The sequence below is a fragment of the Dehalobacter sp. genome (genome assembly GCA_023667845.1).
In the GTDB taxonomy this organism is placed as follows: Bacteria; Bacillota; Desulfitobacteriia; order Desulfitobacteriales; family Syntrophobotulaceae; genus Dehalobacter.
Genome location: JAMPIU010000065.1, coordinates 11,082 through 31,862, shown reverse-complemented (window position 1 = coordinate 31,862; position 20,781 = coordinate 11,082). Strand labels below are relative to the sequence as shown.

At 44.7% G+C, this 20,781-nt stretch carries 16 protein-coding genes; 2 read left to right on the top strand and 14 right to left on the bottom strand.

Annotated features, from left to right (window positions below; all coding sequences use genetic code 11):
* Positions 1–124: 124 nt before the first annotated feature.
* From NC238_05275 to NC238_05235, 9 genes are all read right to left on the bottom strand, one after another.
* Positions 125–448, bottom strand: a complete 324-nt coding sequence (locus NC238_05275) for a hypothetical protein (protein ID MCM1565350.1) — start codon at positions 446–448, stop codon at positions 125–127.
* Between the two features lie 363 nt (positions 449–811).
* Positions 812–1,621 carry a hypothetical protein gene (locus NC238_05270; protein MCM1565349.1) on the bottom strand — a complete coding sequence of 270 codons (810 nt, stop codon included), beginning with the start codon at positions 1,619–1,621 and terminating at the stop codon, positions 812–814.
* A gap of 96 nt (positions 1,622–1,717) precedes the next feature.
* A complete protein-coding gene (locus NC238_05265; protein MCM1565348.1) occupies positions 1,718–1,876 on the bottom strand; it encodes a hypothetical protein in 159 nt (52 codons plus the stop codon).
* A gap of 766 nt (positions 1,877–2,642) precedes the next feature.
* A complete protein-coding gene (locus NC238_05260; protein MCM1565347.1) occupies positions 2,643–3,023 on the bottom strand; it encodes a hypothetical protein in 381 nt (126 codons plus the stop codon).
* 148 nt (positions 3,024–3,171) lie between these two features.
* Positions 3,172–3,735: a hypothetical protein gene (locus tag NC238_05255; GenBank protein MCM1565346.1), complete on the bottom strand. Its 564-nt coding sequence runs from the start codon at positions 3,733–3,735 to the stop codon at positions 3,172–3,174.
* On the bottom strand, positions 3,722–4,228 hold the full coding sequence (locus tag NC238_05250; GenBank protein MCM1565345.1) for a hypothetical protein: 507 nt from the start codon (positions 4,226–4,228) through the stop codon (positions 3,722–3,724). The genes NC238_05255 and NC238_05250 overlap by 14 nt, the downstream gene beginning before the upstream one ends.
* A 21-nt stretch (positions 4,229–4,249) precedes the next feature.
* On the bottom strand, positions 4,250–4,576 hold the full coding sequence (locus NC238_05245; GenBank protein MCM1565344.1) for a hypothetical protein: 327 nt from the start codon (positions 4,574–4,576) through the stop codon (positions 4,250–4,252).
* 255 nt (positions 4,577–4,831) lie between these two features.
* The gene (locus NC238_05240) at positions 4,832–5,191 is read right to left on the bottom strand and encodes a hypothetical protein (protein MCM1565343.1); all 360 of its coding nucleotides are present in this window, start codon (positions 5,189–5,191) and stop codon (positions 4,832–4,834) included.
* A gap of 424 nt (positions 5,192–5,615) precedes the next feature.
* Positions 5,616–8,828 carry a hypothetical protein gene (locus tag NC238_05235; GenBank protein MCM1565342.1) on the bottom strand — a complete coding sequence of 1,071 codons (3,213 nt, stop codon included), beginning with the start codon at positions 8,826–8,828 and terminating at the stop codon, positions 5,616–5,618.
* On the opposite strand from NC238_05235, the gene NC238_05230 reads away from it, so the two are divergent.
* Together NC238_05230 and NC238_05225 are read left to right on the top strand one after the other, a co-directional pair.
* The gene (locus tag NC238_05230; protein MCM1565341.1) at positions 8,806–9,273 is read left to right on the top strand and encodes a hypothetical protein; all 468 of its coding nucleotides are present in this window, start codon (positions 8,806–8,808) and stop codon (positions 9,271–9,273) included. The two genes, NC238_05235 and NC238_05230, sit on opposite strands and share 23 nt — an antisense overlap.
* On the top strand, positions 9,274–9,480 hold the full coding sequence (locus NC238_05225) for a hypothetical protein (protein MCM1565340.1): 207 nt from the start codon (positions 9,274–9,276) through the stop codon (positions 9,478–9,480).
* A gap of 1,077 nt (positions 9,481–10,557) precedes the next feature.
* Here the strand turns inward: NC238_05225 and NC238_05220 are convergent.
* The 5 genes from NC238_05220 to NC238_05200 form a co-directional block, all read right to left on the bottom strand.
* Positions 10,558–11,211 (bottom strand): YkgJ family cysteine cluster protein, encoded by a 654-nt coding sequence (locus NC238_05220; GenBank protein ID MCM1565339.1) that lies wholly within the window; start codon positions 11,209–11,211, stop codon positions 10,558–10,560.
* A gap of 562 nt (positions 11,212–11,773) precedes the next feature.
* Positions 11,774–13,345 carry a hypothetical protein gene (locus NC238_05215; protein MCM1565338.1) on the bottom strand — a complete coding sequence of 524 codons (1,572 nt, stop codon included), beginning with the start codon at positions 13,343–13,345 and terminating at the stop codon, positions 11,774–11,776.
* A 70-nt stretch (positions 13,346–13,415) separates the two neighbouring features.
* Positions 13,416–15,419 carry a phage tail protein gene (locus NC238_05210; GenBank protein ID MCM1565337.1) on the bottom strand — a complete coding sequence of 668 codons (2,004 nt, stop codon included), beginning with the start codon at positions 15,417–15,419 and terminating at the stop codon, positions 13,416–13,418.
* A gap of 79 nt (positions 15,420–15,498) precedes the next feature.
* A complete protein-coding gene (locus NC238_05205) occupies positions 15,499–17,061 on the bottom strand; it encodes a baseplate J/gp47 family protein (protein ID MCM1565336.1) in 1,563 nt (520 codons plus the stop codon).
* A gap of 216 nt (positions 17,062–17,277) precedes the next feature.
* Entirely contained in the window at positions 17,278–20,781 is a 3,504-nt protein-coding gene (locus tag NC238_05200) for a putative baseplate assembly protein (protein MCM1565335.1), read from the bottom strand.

The window sequence follows — 20,781 nt, the reverse complement described above, 5'->3', positions numbered from 1 at the left end:
AGTAGAATCAAAAGGAGATCTCAAATACCTACAGAGCTCTAAAAAAATAACTTTGAAATTTGTTATCTCATCTCAACTGTCATTAACTGCTAGTTAAAACTGCCTGAGACGGAAAGTCGAATTTTTATTGACTAAATAATTTCTTTACCACAGCCGTAAGAATCGGCCCTGCCTGATCGATCACCTCAGAGGAAAAAATCCACTCGCCGCCTTCCTGGCCTCGAATCATGATCGCTTTTCCTTCATATTCGGTCAAGTCAAGTTCGACAGATTCTGGAGTTTGGGCTTCCTGCATTTGTATACGAGTCAATCGAACAGAGTTACCTGCTAGGTTTTCAGGTTGCAAAAGTTGGAGCTGGCCGTTTTTAACTATACCCAAAAATTGGTTATTTTCGTTAATCGATCTCCCCCAATTTGGTTTTAATTTCTGACGTTTACCATTTGTCATTATATTAGTTCTATCTTTTAGAAGTAGTTGGATGAAAAACTCTCTTACTTATGAAATCAATATCATGTGACGACTCTTGATTGCATAAAGTTGCTAGATTTTCTATCACTTCCTATGTATGTATCTCACCGGAGATAAAGAATGTCAGCGTTGATTCTCTGTCGTTGAGGGCATATAATGAATGCGCCTTTCCGGTATCGGCTTTTGGCCGGGCTTTTCGAAATCAAAGTTTTCCAGGTTGAAGGTTGCTATGTGTAGTTTCAAGAAGTTAACTTCTAAAACTAACTTGTATTTTAGAATATTATATATAGAAAACTGAGTCCAAAATTTGATTTATAAATTAATTTCATAGAAGGAAGAGATTTAGGGCTTATGCCATGTAGCATTAGCGCCATGGCAAGGATCGCAGAACTCCGATAGTTCGTTTTCCTCAAAATAAATTTCCTTGCCAATATTTATCTCCAGCTTTGCCTCTGAAGGATCGAGTCTGAATCGTTCTCCCTGGACAGTTTCTCCCTCCTTGAGTCTCATCGTCAAGTTATTCTCTCTTCTGGGTAAGAACACGCGAATTCCCTTATCGCTGAGCTCCTCATCACTTAAGACCGGATTGACTGCATCGAGTGCTAGAACTCGATCGACTGCTAGGACTTGATCGAAGTCTGGCGGCTTCGTTATTATATGCGCCATGAAGATTTCCTTCCCGCGACCAAAGAGCAGGTACTCGAGGCTCTTGAGATTTTCAGCATTCGGATCGAACTTATGCGAATAAATGATATTCTTTACGTTGAATGTAGCGTTCGAAATAATATTTGTTTTACCCGGTCTTTCGAAATGCTCCCTGTATATATCCCCTTTAAAGGATCGAATAGGTTTGTCGGTATCATTTGATATCAGGTCAACCATGGAGAATCTCTCTGGAGCCAGAGTATATATCCTGGTATCTTGGTGATCCTTGCGATCTGAAATATAATTTGCCTTAGAGTTCGTTCCATCGTCCGGCAAGTCTACCTCCATTATCACTTGATAGTTATGCGGATGACTCTCTACATCAAACATAAACATCGGCAAATGAGACAGATATATGCTTTCCGTTCCAAATATCAGCTGACCATGAGTCGCGAACGTAGCTTCTCTCTCAGCTGAAATAGTGCTTGTTGTTGCTATTCCTGACATTATATATCACCTTTCTATAAATCCAAAAGTTAGGTCGTTAACATATTCATTTTCACTTACTTTCCAGCAGTATATCCAGGCTGCCCGTGAATTTGATCAGTCTCTGAACAGCCTGATTGCCTGCAGTTCATTGAGGTTGCAGTATTTTGTCAGAGGATACGCTAAAGAATTATATCCGGGCTTTTTGTTGCGAAAATTCGAGCATTTCTGCTTTGGTTTCTTTGTCCTGGCATAAAGTCCAGCTTTCTCAGCCATATCCCCATCCCCAATTTATATTTAGTAATTTATATCTTAAATAGGATAGCTAAAGATTGAAAAATGTGCCAAAAATTCAAAATCGCACCCATAAAGTGAAAATATTAGAGTAAATTTCGGCCGCGATGGTCAGTTACCGAAAATCATAAGCTCAAGACTGACTATCAAATCTGTTAAAATAAAGTTAATGTAACTTCTTATACCCATTTTGACAAAAATAACAGTAAATCAATCACTTGGATTTATCTGATACACAGGAAGAGTAGATTTTAATATTATCGCTATCAATCCGTCCCTCTAATTCTGGATTGAGTATCTTTTTTTCATAATCAACCCAGACATTCCATCTTTCATTATTCCTGCAATCAAAACCTCTACAAGGTACGGTTCTATGCTCTCTAACTGTGCACTTATAGGTATTCCGATCCAGATGCACACAGTAACCATCATCGTGGGCGATCAGATATGGTCGGCCAGACTCCTAGCGGATTATCCCTTCATCTACATCCTGTCTTGACAGCGCGAATAGTAATTTACAGTATATTGCTTTGCATACATCCAGCCTGCTCTCACAATCGACATCTGCTTCCTTATCAAAAGTGTACTTGTCGTATTCAGGATCCTGGTACATGAGCCCGAGTCCGCTATCGACGAACCTCTTAACAAGCCTTTCTGCAACCTTCCTTCTGCAGTCATCATGCTCTTTTATTATAAGCAGCTTTTTCTAGACGAGAAGTTCGATAAGAGGATATAGAAAGGAAGTTGATTACAGAGTTTTGATGTTTTGCATTGATACGACTGTGGGTGTTGAGAAACCCTGAGGAGAGGTCTTTATAGATTTTTGAAAGAAATCGGGTAGTTTCATCTGATACGGTCCGCTCAAAACTTTACTTGCATCTTTGGCGCCGCTCTTCATGACATTTTCCGCCGCGGCTTCCGTCTTCGGTTCGGGCGTCACCAGCCGCCACGATCGAATGCCATGTGCGCCCGGTTTACCGTGCTCAGCGACACCCCCCATCGCATTTGCGATCGCCGGCTGAGTCATTCCGGCTTCCTGCTGCAGAATCATCGGATACGCTGACAAAAAACCGGTGTCTTCGTCCGCCGCAAAGCTCGCTTCAACCACCGTATCTGGCTTCTGTTGCACTTGACCATCTGCTCACTCCGAATCAGATGGCCTTAGCGAATCACATTGATCCTCCGGGAAAAACCACCCTCCACCTGCGCTCCTCGGGCAGCCCAGCACCCTTCGATTCAGCCCGCTGTGGAAATGGTATCAGGCTTCCACCTGAGATCTACTGTTTATCGGGTGGCTCGTTCGTGGTGGGGTCGCTTGCAGTCTTCTGCTGCTCCACATCCCTCTGCAGGTCCGCGAGCCGGTCGGAAAACCTCACCAGGCCGTCGCCGACGTCGATGCCCGCGTCCTTTAGTTGCCGCTGCAGATCGGCCATGGCACCTCTTGCCGCCGCTACGCGGTTGTCTTCACCCGAGAGACTGTTGCCGATGACGCCTGGCAACTTCTTCAAGAAATCGAAAAGCGCCGGCACCGCGTTGGGCGTCACGGTGCTGCCTTCCGCGACGGGTGTGCGATCCTTCTCCTCCAGCGCCCGGCGCAGGTCGGCAAGCTTCTCGTCGATGCCCTGCCGGAACTCGCCGAGCGCTTGGCTGAGCTGGTCCTTGGCGATGCGCCGGGCCTGCTCTTCGGTGATTTCGAAGGAAATAACATCAGCTGGCGCGACATGTCTGGCGAACCCTTGCAACCCTATAATTCGCATCGGCCCAGAGTTCAGCTCGTTATCCCGTGGGATCAGAAAGAATCGTGACCGGTCCTCCGTCATCCAAAGCTCATTGGCTTGCATCGTGGCACCTTCCGCCGCGGGCTACCGATCGCTCGGTAATTTGAAATTCGAGATGTCGGCGTCGGGGAATAATGGATGTTAGGGAAAGACGAAAGGCTTGGGCATCCTCATTCGACAGAGGATAGGGTGGATCATCAACAAAAAATTCTTGCCACCTAAAAGTCGCACGCGCCTCAAGGAGCATTTCTAGATACCCTTGGAAGTCCAGTGTGAGTCGGTGGTAATCACCAGTAGCATCAGAGAAATAGCGCAGCGCCGGCTTTTCGAAATCCTTGTGAAAGACGACCGCCACCTGATAGTTCGGCGATATACGATCAATTACTCGACGCTGTTCGTGAAATACTTTTACTCTGGCGGCGGAAAGATGCTCAGGCAAATAGATTTCTTGAACCATTGCGATCTGAGCCGAGCCCGACTTGACAGTGACAGGTTTGGGACCTTCATATAGCCACTGGAACAAAATCATTGATTTTAAAATTGTTCTCTTTAACATCTTTCTCCCTTTTTAACTCCATCACATCCAGATAGTCAACGATATTCTCATCGTGATTGCCCAATATGAAAATTTTTCACATTTTAAACTGGCGAGTTTTCCAAAAGGTTCAATACTCCTCTGCACTGTGTACTTTATGTCCTCATCTTCTGGACTCCACAATTCAAGAATGCCTCCGAGCAGTATGAGTTTTTCCGGAGGCTTCAGCAGAATCTCTTTCCTACAGGATTTAACGGTTTTCCCGCCTTCCTTCTCAAGCGCTACCAGCCAATCTAAGAATTTCGAAAATTCTTTATGATTTGATTTTTTACTTCCGAGATGGACATCAGATACGGCAATAACACTCAATCACGCTCCCCCTGCATATCGATAATTCCCCAGCTTCATGACCTATAAGTATGATTTTAAAATATTGGGTTCTTTGACATTCTCTAATTAGGATTTTTACCCAGTTCTCAAGCAGATGACAGTTGATTGTTTTTTAAGCAAGGTATTATCCACCCTAGTGAGTCTCAACTTTAAGATGAACTCATTGCTTTAAACAGTAGTATAATAAGAAACGGTACGACCATTGAACTCTGCTGCCTTTGAGAGATTACTCTCTCACATAGTTTCAGGCACAGATGAGATTGTACCTATTCGGATCTTTAGAGTGCTCTGGACGTTCTCAAAGCTTGGGAATAGGACTCTTTGGCTGAACAACATCTGCACCATAGCAGCAAGAATCGGACCCCCTTGATCGATAATTTCAGCTGAGTAAATCCAGTTGCCGCCTGCATCAAGACCTTGGACCACAATGATCTTCCCTTCATATTCGGTCAAGTCAATTTTGGCGGATTCCGGAGATTGGGCTTGCTGCGGTTTCATACGGGTTAACCGAAAAGATGTGCCTTCAAAGTCAGGCTGCAGAATCTGAAGCTGGCCTTTTTTGACTAATCCCAAAAATTGTTTATTTTCGCTCATTAGTCTCCCCCAATTTGGTTTTTATTTTGAGCGCCTATCCACTTACATGTAACGATTCAATGTTAAATATAATAGGGATATAATTCTAATACTTATAAAAGAATATCAGTATAAAGTTATGATTCTCGATGGCATCATGCAGAGAAATTCTCTAAATCTTCTATTTATGGAGTTCATTGAAAATAAAGGTATCAGCATTAGTTCTATGCAGTTGAAGGCACATAATCGAAACAGTATTCATTGCCAATATCATGTAAAGAAGAATAAGAAAGATAATTAATGTTTTTCATGCTTCATGCATGTTCCAAATGCTCATGATCGTTTCTACAGAGTCCTGAGGATATATTCCTCACGTGCTCTCTTCATTCTCTTTCCCATCAGTGCGAATATTCCACTGATTATTTAGTGCAAAATTCTCCAACAGTTATTTTTCAGATTTTGGTTTAAAAACACGAGGTTCTTCGCCCCCATCATCCACAACTTGAGGCTTCTGTAGTGCTAATTTTTCAAATTCTTTCTGACAACCCCCGCACATTCTGGCTGTCACTCCAAATGGTTCGTTTGGCTTTTTTATTGACATTTTAACTTCGGCATGTTCACTTTCATCATCGCTCGAGAATTCCAACTGAATATTACCTATTGCCCTTATTGTGCCTTTTTCTTCTTTACTTTTAACAACTCTATTATAAATTTCTATCTCTTCTTTGACATTCCTTATTCTGTAAAGAAAACCATCGCTCAGACCACCAGAAAACGTTGTATAACCATCTGCAGTAGATGCAAAGTTTTTTCCCAGATAATGAGGACTCGGCATACCGGCATCTACTCTAGCTTTCATCCATGAGTCCCAAATATCCTTATTTTTATTAGCTATTTTCCACCCAGATTTAGCCATCTTTTTCATTGATTCAATCTCTTTAATGGAACTGAGCAATTCGAAGAGGATCTTTAGATGTTCTACCAGTTGTTCTTCTTCGCTTTTGACCTCCTCCTGTTCTTTAGCAACTTCGGCATCACTTCCGCCCGCTGTGCTCGTCTCCTCATCCGGAGCCGCCGCTCGTTTTGCCAGAAGCAACGCCAACTTGTCAGCGTCAGGGCCCAATCGCGCCAATATTTCCTGCGCAGCCTTGATGTGGGGACCTGCAACCGGATCAGTGCCCGCTTCCTCGGCAACTTCGCTCAGGTATTCGCTAAGTGTCTGTTTATTGCTTGCGACCATCACCTTGGCACTGCCGCCATGAACTGCAATCCAAAGGCGGTGGAACTCCTCGTTTGCTTCGAAATCGATTTCCTGACCAACGCCTTCTTCTTCAGGTCGCGCGCCCTTCTTATCCTTCTCTTTCTTCCCAATCCCCACCGCCGCAAGCAGCGCCTTGCCCTTCTCGATGATCCACACCAGCGCCTTCTCGATGAGCCCGAGGATCCATTCCTGGAAGCTCTTGATCTTCTCGGAGATCTTGGAAGGCAGATCACCAAAGCCGAGGTAATCCGCAAGGAAGGAGATGACCGGCGCAATCAGCATTCCCAACGCCATTTCGATCGCATTGGCGAAGCCGCCGGTGCTGCCGGCGAGAATGTCGGCAATCCCGTTCACCACGGTCTCGATCAGTGTGAATATCCGCGCCGCGTTCTGGAAGATCCATTTGAGGACGCGGTAGATCGCCTCCAGCGCCTGGAGTATGGCGCCGGCTGGGTTGAACAACAGGATGATCCGCGCTGAGACCGCTTTGACCACGGCCGAAACGAGGAAGTCCACCGCGAGCTGAACGACCTGGTCCACAATCGACTGCGGATCGAGCTTCTCCTTGATCATCTCAAAGATACCCTCGGGGCCTTTTTCGATGAGGAAGGACACCAGTGAGTACACTTTCTCCAATAAGGCGACGTTCTTCTCACCGACGTGCTTGGCCAGAAGCTTTCGGATCCTGGGCCACGTGATGCCCATTAACTGGAGGAAGAACGTGATGATGCTCTTGAGCGAGAGGTCCTTGGGCAGTTTAACGCCGACGTCGCCCAGGCCGCTGGTGAGCCAGTTTAGAAAACCCTTGAGCAGGTGTGAGAGAACGTTGTCGAAGAACTGGGAGAAGCCCTGACCCAACCCCTTCAGGAGGTTGTTCGCAAACTTCATCGGGTCGTCGGCGATGTCCTTAACGACCTTCTTGATCTTGGCGACCACCGCCCAGAACGAGGCTGGAGGGATGCCCAGCAGTTCGAGCAGCCCCTCGATGATGAATTTGACCGGGTCTTCGATAAAGCGATTGACCGCGCTGACGATGCGGCCGACGAGTCCTCCTGCCTTTTTGCGGAGCTCCGCGATCTCGGTACGCACTTCGTCGACAGCCGCACTCGAGCGCTCGACCAGGTCCTTGTTGAAATTGTCGCGCGCCGCGAGGACATTGTTGTGCAGCTGATCGAGCTGCCCGTCGAACTTCGCCCGTTCCTGCTCTGCCCAACCTTGCAACGACTTCGGAAGCTCGGAGAAAATCTTGGTGATGCGTTCGCGCGCGTTCTTAATAATCAGATCGCAGGTGGCGATGACCGCATTCACCTTGGTCGAGATCTCGGTGAGCTTCTTGATGACACCATCACCGAAATTCTGCTCGGCCTTCGCGTATGCGTCCTCCGCCCAAGCCGGCAGCCCCGTCACGACATCCCATAGCCCAACGACAAATCCGCTGGCGCCCGAGTGCCGCTCTTCGACACGCTTCTGCACGATCGCGAGATCGGCTTTGAACTGCGTGACCAGGAGCTCTTTCGCCGCCTCCCACTCCGTCATCGCGTTCGCGGCAAGTGGCTCTAGAAGCGCGTCGACCTGCGTCTTTGCGTCGTCGAAGGCTTTCTTTGCTTCGGCGCCGGCCTTCGCGCGCATCGACTCTTCGGAACCCACCATGCCTTGCTGGCGCGATGCGTTGACCTTGGTGGTGCTGTCACGTGACGTCGTGAGCGCCGTGAGTGCCTGCGCCTCCAGCGCGGTCATATCGCCTTCAGCTTTGCCCAGCGCTTCTTTCTGTCGCGCGAGGACCTTGGCCGGGTCTTCCTTGGCGGCCTGATCGAGCTCGCCTTGTGCGGCGCGCGCTTCGGCAATGGGCCCGCTCTGCACGAGTTGTGAAGCGGGCGTGTCCATGCCGGCGTCCTGCGCTTTCTTCTTGCTGTCGGCCGCGTCCTGGTCCAACGAGACGTCGCTCGCGGGGACGGCGTCTGGCGTCGCAGCCTTCGCATTCACGGATGCGGTGCTGGCGGGTGGTAGCTGCGGCGGAAGGTCCTGTCCTTTCGCCGGTGAGGCCGGCGCCGGCGGATTGTCCATCGCGCCGTAATTATCCTGAACTTTCTTGGTCTCGCCTTCGACCGTCGAATTGAGCTGGTTACCGGCGTTGAGCGCTTCGTCCTCCGGCTTCGCCTCCATCAGCGCGTCCTGATCTGGCGGACGCTTGTTTTTGATGACTTCCCGGATTCGCTCGCAGAGCTTGACGATCTCGGGGCTTGGCGCTGCTTGAACCTGCGCGATCAGCTCGGCTTGGGCCTTTGCAGCGGCTTCTGCGTCCGGCTCAGTCACGGCCTGACGAGCGTCGCCAACCTGATTGGCGCCGCTCGGAAGTGCGCCATGGGAGGCCGCCTTGGCGCCGGCACGCCCCTGCACTCCTTGGATTCGTCGGGTGGTTGCGGGTGAGGGCCCGCTCGGCGGCTCCGGAATGTGCAGTTTCACCGCCGGTCCCGCGTGTCCGGCCGGAGTGCCGCCCTCCGGCACACCACCATCTTCTGCTTCAGCGGGTGCTTTTGCCTCTTTATCCGTAGATTTTGACGGCGCCGGCTTGGCCCCAGGCGCCGGGGCAGCGGTCGCAGCGTGCGGCGCTGCTGAAGCCTCGGTTTCTAGCCCTGCCGCATCATTGGCAGCCGGGCCCGTGGCTTTTGGTGCAGGCGGAGCGCCGGCCGGTGGAGCTTTCGCAATCTGTGAGGAAGGCGCCGCCGCGTCTCTCCCAGCAGCAGGTGTCGGACCAGCAGCTGTCGCCGCAGGGGTTGTTGTCGGTGGCGCAGTTGTAGATGTAACAGCTAATGGTCCAGGAGGCTTTGGACCGAGTGATTGATTGAGAGCGCTTATAGCATCTGAAGGAATTGATGGCGCTTTGGGATCAGAAGTTACCTTTTTAACTTCAGGAGGGGTTTCTGCAATTATAGAAGATTCATGTGCAGGTTCAAAAGCTCTTTCAGGACTTTTCTCAGGAACGCTTTTTCTAGATGTATCCTTCAACGTGATTTCCTTAGGAGCATCCTTCCCTGATTCATTCTTTTGAAAATCAATTTTTGGCTTAGTCGGCAAATTCCCAGATTTAATTAATCTCCCAACAGCTTGGTTACCAATAGTTTTTTGAAGAAACAGGATGCGGTCAACAGGCGAGTTAGCTGAATGAGAGAAATCAGTCTTTTGGCTCTGGGAAACTGAGTTCTCCCTCCTCCCCTCAGGTTTTTTAGCTGTTGTCTTAATGACCTCCCCCATCTTTTGTCCCCTGCTTTATTATATTTAATAGATTTAACTAAAGAAACGGAAAAGTATTCACTATTCTGCCTATCTCTCCATCGAATTTTTCCCCTGCGAACAGACGTTGAATTATGAATTTGTCTTCTAGCTTCTGGGATTTCTATCAGTTGCTGTTGCAATGGCGTATCATTAACTATTATTTTTATCCCGAATGGATTTCGAACCTGTCCATGAAGTATTGATCAATACTGAAAAATGAGTAGATTCACAGTTATTGTAAAATGTAAAGAGATTCTATGTTTGCAGTTTTTAGTAATTCACTCCCAACATCGGACTCATATTAACTGTAATAGGCCGAATAGTTCGAAAAATTAATATCAGAAATCAAGATCACAAAATAAGGCCTTAAACTGTATGAAATGGTAGAATTTTGAAGCCTATTTAAATATGGATCTTTATTCTTCTTTCAATTCCATTTCATGGTCTGATTAAAGTGACTGTCTTTGGGGTAGTTGCTGAAAACTAAGCATAGAGATATCTCAACATTTTTTTAAAAACATGAAATTATGTGATCGTTTTTCAGATTTGATCGATGACTCGTCCCATTATCTGTTATCAATTTTGACAAAAATAAATGTAAATCCCACTTTCCGCAGTAAAATTTCAGATTTCATGATTTTTCCTGCTATCGATTTTTAATCTAACATGAATTTATTGGACTTTTATGCATGAGGTAAAAACAACTATATGGAGTATTTAGAGACCAAAAAACGATATAGATCAATTTTCACCAAACTACATTAATAGTCAAAATTGCTTAAATCTGTTCCAAAAACGCAATCAGGAAAAATGTTGATTTTCGAAAAAATACTGCGGAATGTGGGGAAATTAATCACTTGGATATATTCGAAACGCATAAAGAGTAAATTTTACTGTTATCGCTATCAATCCGTTCTTCTAATTTAGGATTGAGAAACTTCTTTTCATAATCATCCCAGATATTCCATCTTTTATTATTCCTGCAGTCAAAGCCCCTGCACGGTACGGTTCGATGTTCGCGAACTGTGCACTTATATGTATTCCGGTCCAGATGAACACAGTAACCATCAGCACCGTGAGCGATCAGATAAGGTCGCCCAAATTCCCATCGGATTATTCCCTCTTCTACATCCTGTTTTGACAGTGCAAACGGTAATTTGCAGCATACGGCTTTGCATACATCCAGCCTGCTCTCACAATCGACATCAGCTTCCTGATCAAAAGTGTACTTATCGTATTCAGGGTCCTGATACATGAGACCGAGTCCACTGTCGACAAATCTTTTAACAAGCCTTTCTGCAATCTGTTTTTTTCGTTCGTCCAGTTCTTCTATTGTGAGAAGTTTTTTCTCATTGAGAAGTTCGATGAGTGCATAAAGAAAAGAAGCTACTTCCATATTTTTTGCTGTATTGGCATTAATACGGTTGTGAGTATACATAAGCCCTGAGGAGATATCCTTATGAATTTTCAAAAATATCTCAGTTAAGTTTTCATCTGATGAGTTCATTTCGATCCCTGTTCTTTATTTAGAGTGAACTTACGACTGTTTTCTAATGCTGGTTTTTTCCCTTCAGCAAACTATGTACAAAAATGTTATCTTTACGCTCCTTCAGGATTTTGACGATCTGCTGGCTCTGTAGACATCCGCCGGATTAGCCATATCGTGGCTGAGCAGCCTCTGAAAAGCCTGATTGCCTGCAGTTCTTCGGAGTTGCAGTATTCTGTTTGCATGAGACCCTGAAGAATTATAGCCGAAACTTTGGTTACAAAAATTCGAGTATTTCTGCTTTGATTCTTGTGTTTTCGTATAAACTCCAGCTTTCTCACCGATATACCCGCCCCAAATTTATATTTAGTAATTTATGTTTAGATATGCCAGCTAAAAATTGAAAACTGTGCAAAAACCAGAATTCAGTTGCCGGGAGAGAAAGATCCTTATATCAGAACTATAGTAAAAAATTAAAAAACCTTAAACCTTCAAAATAATGAGAAGAGATACTGAAATATAGTACAGAGTGTAAATCAGAAAAATCTACACTCAAGAGATAATTCTTGGCTTCTTCTGGAACTCACCCTCGCATTTCAAATTCCGTAATATAGAAGCAAACCTCATCCTGCAGGATAGCTACCCGAAGAGCATCGCCTGAGTCAATCGCTTCTTTGAGCTCTTCCAATAATTTCATAAATATCTCGAAAATATCATCTGGAACTCTTCCTTGAATTTCGTCTGCAAATTCTCTCATCAACTCCAGCAAGTCTTTCATAAAAGAAATGAAATTCTCCTCTTTTTCATAGATTCTATTATCTACTGCGTCTCTGGTTACCTTGAAAATTCTCAAGGCAATCTCACTCTCTAACCTTCCCGCAACTGCCTTAAAATTACTGACCGTACATTTTAGAGCCCTCTCTCTCAGATACATAAAGAGCAAATTGAGCTGCCTCTGAAGCGTTTCAGATAGGTTCTTGAAGTCAACAACCTCATCCGCCAGATTATGAACGTGATCTTCACGGGAATACTTATCCGAAATACCCACAATAAGGCTGGTACCCACACTTTGCACTGTTGGTGCGGGGACTGCTCCTCCTGTAGAAGCAATTTCTATAGTATGAGCTGCAGGCTGGGTAGTTATTGTGATATTTGCACCTGCGGTCAGAACTATATTTCCTCCGGGGTTACCAACTCCGCTAACACTTACGAGTGCCCCGGTCTGGGCAGCAGTAACATCATGTGGATTGTCCTTCCTTGCTGAATGGGTCTCTCCTATAGTGATAAGTTTGTTAGTATCGTCAGGCGTAATAACAATGGCATTTTCTGGAACAAGGTCCACATTTCCGCCCGGATTACTTATCCCATCCACACTTACAAGTGCCCCGGTCTGGGACGCAGTTACCCCATGAGGGTTATTAAAGTCCAGGATATGGCACTTTAAAAGCTGGTAGAGTTCTTTTTCGGTGAAAAAAATTCTGTATTTTTCAGTATCCTCCCGCTTAATCGTGAGGTCGCTATCCGCACTCACAAGAAAAACTTTACTTCCTTGATTTTCCCCGCATAAAGAGCATTTTTTGTGTTCATCTTCAAGATTTTTGAGCCACTCACTTGCATCAGGAATTACATTCGGGTCCTCTGAAGATTCGGCTCGGCAGCGTATGCCCATTGAATCAGGAGCTTCATTTGAGACCACTACTTCAAAACCCTCGATAACCCTTCCAGGACAGCACCTCTCATCACAACTTGAGGGATTTGAAGCTGCAGCAACATAACCTTCATAACACGGTTTATATTTCAGATAGAGGAATGAACCATCTGATAAAGTAGAAACCGTTGATCCGCTGCTATTAATTACATCTTTTCCCAGTGTATTTGCTGGTACTACGATCTCGCGTCCGCAGCAGTCAAGTGCCATTCCCCCGTCTACAAAATCAATCGTAATTTTGTTGTCTTTAAATTCTATCTTGAGATTTTCAAAGCCGCAGACAAGCCCTGAGCCGTGGAGCAACCTGTTGAGAAGGTGGCGTTTTTCATCGAAATAACGTTGTTCGGTTTCAAAGTCCCGGACTGTCATCAATTTGCCGTAAAAATAATTGTTTTTCTCAAATCTGTGCAGTTTGCACTTATCATTTTCATTTGTACCGTTTGGCATATCATTACCCCCTTTATTTCAAAATAGTATAATATTCAGTCAACTGTCAGAAAAATACACTTTATTAATATTAAGAAAGTACAGTATCAATCTCCACCCTTGAATGCCTCTCGACCTGCCCAGCCTTCTCCTCATCATGCAGGACAGTATTCCTGCCAATTACAGCTGTTTTGCCAAGAATGAACTCAGGTTTCGTAAGTGCGGTGTTAATTCCAAGATATGTATGCATATCCAGGTAAAACCAAGGTTCGAGCACCTTCAGGTTGTAACATGTGTGTGCAGGTTTTTGCTCGTCAATAATCCTTCGGACCTGCTTGATAGTAGCTGTATTAATATTCGGATTTTGCAAAAAAACAGAAAAAACGAATCTTTCTGTTCCGAAAAGAATGTTAACAAGCTTTTCTTCTTTGCCTTCAATTTTGATTTTAGCTTCTTCAGGCGGGAAAAAGATCGTATTCTCGTCACTGCATGGAAACGACTCCTCTCCTTTACACGGAAGATTGATCCGGAAATTTTCGATAATCAAAGGCTTTATCCCTGTGAAAAGCTCAATACTGTCAGAAAGCCCTTCCCTTGTGCCTCTTTTTTTGTATAATGAGATTGCATGCCTGATAAAAAGCCTTTTTTTCTCTTCAGTCCAGTCTTTATCCACAGGAACCGAAAGCCAGGAAGCAAGCCAGGAAAGGAATTCAGGCGGGGCATCACAGGTGTCGAAAAAACGGTCGATGTGTTCAATGGTATAATCGATTTCAAAAATTATACTCTCAAATATGGAAAGGAAGCGTTCGAGAAGGTCTTTGCTATGTGGTTCCTCCCTATAAATCACAGGCAGGTAATCAATATACGAAGCCCTCGGGAAAAATATCCCGATAGATCTAACAGCAGGAGAAAGTTCTTCTGTCCCTAAGAGGACGATTTTAAACCACAGATACCTTCCCTCTGCCTTATTGAGAAATAGGGCATCCCTTTTTTTATTGCCCTGAACTGCAGACGTTTCGGAGATACCTAGCTTCCACTCGCCTGAATCAAGAGATTTAATCTCAGCCTCTGAAAGTTTTTCATCCGATGCATAATAAAAGAATTCTATTTGAGTGCCTTTTATAAAATCTCCATTAAGTATTAGCCTGTGCCATATAGTACCGTTTTCCTGGCTGTCCACAGGTTTTGTTGAGATATATGTTCCCCGGAAGGAACCATCAAGGCTCTTCAAGTTTATTTTTTTGCGTATGAGCCTGGTGAGTTTTTTTCCCTTTCCATCAAGAACATAAAGCTTGCCTTCCGGACCATATGCGAGCTTCTTACAGGGGCACCTGTAGGACCATAGAGGATGGAAAAGGTTATCGGATCCCAGCTTATGGATAGTCTTGTCATTTTGATTTTCGTTTCCTGTTTTATCTGCTTCTCCTACGAAGACTTCTTTCCAGGCATCAACTGCAATTCCAGAAGGAGAAAAATTTTCTATATCTATTTTCCTTTCATCCTCTGTTTCCCCGGTCCTGAAGATATAAACCCTGTTTCCTTTAAGGACATAACGATTTCCTTCCTTATCTACTTCCAGGGCTTTTGGCTCTCCAGGTTCACTAATTTCACAGGAAATTCTGGGTCCCGGATAAAAGGGGCTGTGCTTATTGATAGAAAGCACCCTGTCCCCTTCAAATATGTAGATATTCCCTTTTTCATCGCACTTTATATCAATGACTTTTTCCAGGTTATTTCCAGCCGGGCCTTTTGAAAGGGTCCAGCGCAAATGGTGATCACTTTTTGTAACAGCATTAAGGCGGAAACTGCTTCCATCGAGACTATCCGCAATGTACAGAGTATCTATATCTACCCCGATTGCGGAAATTTTTCCCAGTTTTAGCGGAAAAATTTCAGGACAGTTCCCTATTGGCTTTAGAGCAGCTACATTTCCTGAATACCTGAATATCAGGCTTTTCTCTGTACCCACAAGATTCTCTGTACCTAGAAGATAAACGAAACCACATTCATCGACTGCAATATCCTCAATACTAAAATTCGAATTTTCGAATAATACCTCCTCGAATAAGTAAGAGTAAGAGCTGGAAAGTCTCAAGCCTCCCTGTCCGAGGTCGAGATTCTCGGTATATCCTACGAACTCTTCCGGAAGTGTCTCTATATTGATCCACTCACATTTAATTTCCTGAATTCAAACCACCCCTTTTCAGGCAACTCTCAGCCTCCCTTGCGATCTCTATGCTGTGCTTCCCGGAATAGATACTCGAAAACTTCGAGCCCAGAAGGAGGTTGCCCTGTGCATCTCGAGTCGTTCCGGGTTCTCCAGAGACCGAAAGCCTGATGATGCATTTTACCCCCTCAACCGTTTCCATGAGCTCATAAAGCTCAGAAAGGTAAACATCCCTGCCAATAGGCCAGCCCTGTCTTTCAGATCCTCCTTTTACGGGATGGAGGTAGCTGTTAAGTGCAGATATTACATCCCTCAGGATCAGTCTGTCATCAAGATAACCCTCCAGTGGAACAATAGTGGCATTCACTGTCACTTTTACATAAAAGGGAGAAATTACATGGATTTTAGTCCCTAGCAGGCGGTGCCTGTCAAGATGCCTGCATACCGCCTGTATAAAACCTGCAGAGGGAGTGGGAGGAACTTTAAGGATTTCAAGCGGAGTATAGGGAATTACTACAACTGTCACAGAACCTTTGCTGTATTCTGATTTTACTGGTTCCGTGCTTTTGAATTTTGTCTTTTGAGAATAGAAAGGGCGGTAGTTGGGCACTGCCATTGCTTTTGCTACTCTAAGGCCTGGGGTATTAAGGGTTATATACTCGTAATCTGAGGTCGTGACTGCGGTATAAGGTACCTTAAAATCTCTGAGAAAATCCTCAAATGCCTCTTTAATGGACTTCGCGTTTCTATCACCAGCCGAAGGCATATAGTTTATAATTTCCAGGTGCTTAAACCCCTCTATCTCCCAGCTATGACCAGCTTTCAGATTTCCTTCTTCTGCATCTTCTTTTTCATTCTTACTTGCTGCATTCAGGTCATGAGTTGCCGGGATTGTATTCAGCCTGATCTTTTCGATCCTTGGCGGATATTCGTAATTTGTTTCTTCCACTCTGCAGCGGAGCCAGAAATAGGATTTTTCAAAACTCATGACAGAAATCTTATGAGTTGCTGTCCAGCCTTCGAGTCCACTAAAAATAATTCTTCCACTCTTTTTGAACCCCGCAGTATTGTCCATAGGGTTTACTTCTTTCCACGGTTTTTCCCCTGACGGATCCCATATCTCCCACTTCAGCTTCGCATTCTTAAACTCATATTCTTGCTCATCTCCATGGCTCCCAGGAGTTTTTAAGTCTTTTTCGTAAAGATAACACATGAAGCTAAGAGCCTCAGGTGGGCTGGCAGGATCTTCCCCGAAACCCAGATAAAGGGTACATCCAGCCTGAACCTGCTCACCGAAAGGAGCAAAAAAAAGGTCTCCATCTTGATTTGTACCTGTGCGGTCGAATACTCCTCCTGTGAGTTCGTCAACTATCAGTTTCTCAAGTGCAAATGCAGCAGGAACTATAATCAATTCCTCATCTGTCAGGTTCTCATCCAGAAAAAAATAAATTTTCTTGCCTGCAATCTCAGTTGATACCGGCATCTTCTTTACCAGTTTCGCTTTCTCGGCTGAACTGAAACTGAGGTCCACATGTGCAGGTTTTGCTTCTTTCGGCGTTGCCCCTAGCAACTTGAGATACTTCAGGCGGTGCCTGTCGGTTACAAGGTTTGTGCGGTACAGTTCAATTTCAGTGAGCCATGCAAAAAGCTCAACAAGCGTGATCCCCGGATCGCTCAGGTTATGGTCGGTCCATTCCGGGGCATATACAGGAATGAGTTTTCTTGCTTCCTCTACAAGCTGATCAAATGTCCTGTCATCGAGATTGGGTACGGGTACGGACAGGCTTTACCCCTCCTTGTTGCCATTAATCCATTTTACTGTGATTGAATGTTCCCCGTTATAAGGGAGCGAATACTCAGGCAATTTAATAACAGAAGCGTCAGTCAGCGTGAAGACCTTTGACCCATCAAAGTACCTGATCTCTACACTTAACACATAGTCCACAGCTTCGATGCCTTCAAGTATCGAATATATGTCAGAAATGCAGGGTGCATCCCCAAAATTCCAGCCTTTTCCATCCTCGTAGCCTGTAAGGGGATGCAAAAAGTCCGCAACTTTTTCCATAGCCGTTTTTTCAATTACTGGAATTGTGTCAATATGGCGTGTCCAGATTTCTGCAAGTATATCCACGCGAACATAAAAAGGGGGTATTACCTTCAGGGACAGCACAGGTGGGCACCTTGCCTCAAGATACTTCTTCACATTTCTCTTTAATTCACTTGAAGGCAGAGGCTTTGCCCCGGTTCCTTCCGGAACTATGACAATTGTAACCCAGCCAGTACCGAATTTACCTTCAGAATTAAAATTAGGCAGCACCTTCACCCTGGCAACCTTGCTGGAAGCTTCCCTTACGAGCTGCTCATAATCGCTTACAGCCGTTGCACGGTTTCGGTGCTTAAGAGTAGCAGGAGATCTTTTCATGAGCGCATCCGTCTGCTCGGGATCAATACCGCCTTCTGAAGATACAGGGTTGTAAACCTTGTCCACAAAAGCTATGGATCTCATGAGTTTTGAGATTTTCATGGCCTCGAGGTTTCCTACTTTTCCTCCTCCGCTCCTGTAGGTGGCCTTTATATTCTCAAAGCCTGCAGGAGGTACTCTCCCCTCTACCCTATTCCCGAAACGGACTTTTCCTCCGGTCCTATCGAGTGTATAGTGCCGATCTATTTTATTTGATTCAAGGAAATCATCTACCCTGCTCCATCGCACCCAGAATTTCTTGAGATTTCCTTCACTATCCTTTTCTATCTCCTGTAGGTCTTTTTGAAGGCTTTTTATCTCTTCTTCCGAAATGCTTCCGTATTCATTGATCCACAATTCTTCTTCGAGCACAGGCCTGTGAATAAGAGAAAATTCCTGGTCCGGCTCCCCACTGCCCGAACCGAGTATCTCATTATAGGTCGTGTTAGCCTGGACAGCCCAGACCGAATTGAGATAAAAGCCCAGAACCTTTGGAGGAAGCTCGCGCGCAGTTTCAGGTTGAAAATCAATGTTGAAAATTTCAAAAGCTTTTTTGCACTCTTCTATTCCGGGAATTATTCTTTCAGTAATTGCTTCCTTATCATCTGTCTCTGAGGAAAGTTCATTCCTGAAATCCAGAAGCCTGTATATTTCCGGTCTTCCCTTCTTGAGAAACAGTTTGTATGCAGGAGATCGTAAACTTGATTTTGTCTCTATTTTAAAGAACTTCCCTGTTACAAGTGCTCTAATCCAGTATTGTTCTTCAGAACCAAAAAGGCTGGAAGCAAGCATTTTACCAGGAACAACAAACTGAAGCATCCCCTTTTTTGTAAACCCTGCGGTCTCATCCAGGACTTCGAGCGGTTTCCAGCTGTCAGGATTATCTTTCCCGCCAAATTCCCCTTCTGCCAGGTATTGCCACTTCACTTCGGGCAGAAAAGTCTCAGGATACTCGAAACCCTCCTCAATATCTATGAAAAGGCTCATAGGCCCCTCTTTGAGTGCTCTATTAAACCCGAAATAGACTGAAGGAGAATTATCCGGTAGGGCTTCGAAAGGCCTGAAACTTTTACGGACTCCCAGATCTTTCAGGCAATCCCTGAATTCCAGGTTATTTTTAGCAAGAACGAAGGCTGGCTGTTTATTTTCAGAACTAAAATAATTAATTTTTAACTTTTTTATTGCAGGAGGGCAAAAACTGCCATTGCTAACGTTATTTCCTTCAATCTTAAAGTCCTTCCCGTAATCCCCTCCAACCAGTCTGACCCGAATCCAGAAACTCTCTTTGCCGTTAACTCTTGAAGGTTTTGCCAGAGGCATTTCAGAAATTTCTATGCTGGATAGTACTCTTTCTTCAATATTTCCATCTGGTGGGCATTTACCGTTTTCAGCTAAGTTGTTATTGCCCCCAACAATTTCAAGAATGTTCCAGCTTTCTCCATCCCAATACTCCCAGGAAAGTTGAGGAGATTCAGTCTCTGGACTAGATCTTCCAGCTTTTAGATCAAATTCCAGACGGACTTTATAGCCTTTTTTTGAGAAAGCCTCCGAACTCCCTATATAAAAAGCGTCGTTCAGCCGGGGTTTGCTTCCAAAAGGATATATCTTTTCTTTGGAAACATCAAGCGGTACGTCATTATAGAACAGAAAATCCGGATCAATCCCCTGAACTATATTATTACTATTGTCCAGCTCATATTTCCCAGTCTTATCATAAAATCCTTTTCTTGCAGCTTCTAGGATATTCTGAGCTCTTGTTTTGCTGGAATGGAGCAGGCTTGCCAGTTTTTCATCATTAAAGGTCAGGAGTTCGCTTACCGTTTTGATCTTCTGTTCAGTCTCATTTCCTGCAAGCCTGGAATAATACGTGTCCCCTATGCCCTGGATCTTTAGTATGGAATCTTCTTTTGTGAGGACTTCTTGAGGAGAGACTGAAACCTCTATATTTTCCACGTTTAAACCAGTAAATTCGTTAATCTTCGATTTCTTTATTGTACACTTTATCCACCTGCTCTCAAGCCCGTTCACCTTGACTTTAGTAATAGCCAGGGAGATTTCTTTAGCCCCGTCTCCTTCAACAGGGCCCATTTCCAGCCTTATTTTTAATTTTTTCCTCTCAAGTACAGCTTTTACACTCTTGAAAAGAATCCATCTTATTTTCTTCTCTTCTCCATCTTTCTTTTCTGCAATCTCCACGGCATATTTCCATGAGACATTCTCCGTTTTTGCAAGTTCTGTTATAAAGCTGTTCTCAGTTCCTTCAAAAAAGATGTCTATAAAGCCTTGTTTCAGGTTGAAAAGCTCTTCATCCCCTATATAGAGAATATGTTTCTGTAAAGATTTCTGTCCCGCAAAAAGCTCTGTTTGAATTTCCCCATTTACTGCTTTTGAGTGATCAAAAATTTCATCCCGTTCTGTTATTATACTATATACGGACACCATTTTTGATGGAGTTGCAAGTATATTTTTTTCAGTTTCAAAAATAACCGTTTCTCCTTCAGAACCTTTGGCAGAAACCCGAGTAGAAGCTTCGATCAGGACATTTCCGGGAGCTCCCTCACTCAGTAAAAAGCTGAGCGGAGCGCGTGCAGGCTTTGCCGGGATCAGGGAAAAATTGAGCATTTCGAGAAAAGATAGAAAATGCTTGTTGGGAGCTTCATTTAGCCTGGAAGAAATGGTTCCTGCCATATTGGAAAAAATCATTGAAAGAGCAAACCCTACATCTTTTGAGGCTTCCGCTTCCCATTCAGGCAGATAGAAGGGAGCTTTTTTAATGATTTCCTGAAGCACAGTATCCCTATCCAGCCGACTGATTTCAGGAACTTTCAC

Excerpts from the sequence above, each read along its gene's own strand:
- NC238_05275 (MCM1565350.1), bottom strand. The coding sequence starts at position 448 with ATGACAAATGGTAAACGTCAGAAATTAAAACCAAATTGGGGGAGATCG.
- NC238_05270 (MCM1565349.1), bottom strand. The coding sequence starts at position 1,621 with ATGTCAGGAATAGCAACAACAAGCACTATTTCAGCTGAGAGAGAAGCT.
- NC238_05265 (MCM1565348.1), bottom strand. The coding sequence starts at position 1,876 with ATGGCTGAGAAAGCTGGACTTTATGCCAGGACAAAGAAACCAAAGCAG.
- NC238_05255 (MCM1565346.1), bottom strand. The coding sequence starts at position 3,735 with ATGCAAGCCAATGAGCTTTGGATGACGGAGGACCGGTCACGATTCTTT.
- NC238_05250 (MCM1565345.1), bottom strand. The coding sequence starts at position 4,228 with ATGTTAAAGAGAACAATTTTAAAATCAATGATTTTGTTCCAGTGGCTA.
- NC238_05240 (MCM1565343.1), bottom strand. The coding sequence starts at position 5,191 with ATGAGCGAAAATAAACAATTTTTGGGATTAGTCAAAAAAGGCCAGCTT.
- NC238_05220 (MCM1565339.1), bottom strand. The coding sequence starts at position 11,211 with ATGAACTCATCAGATGAAAACTTAACTGAGATATTTTTGAAAATTCAT.
- NC238_05215 (MCM1565338.1), bottom strand. The coding sequence starts at position 13,345 with ATGCCAAACGGTACAAATGAAAATGATAAGTGCAAACTGCACAGATTT.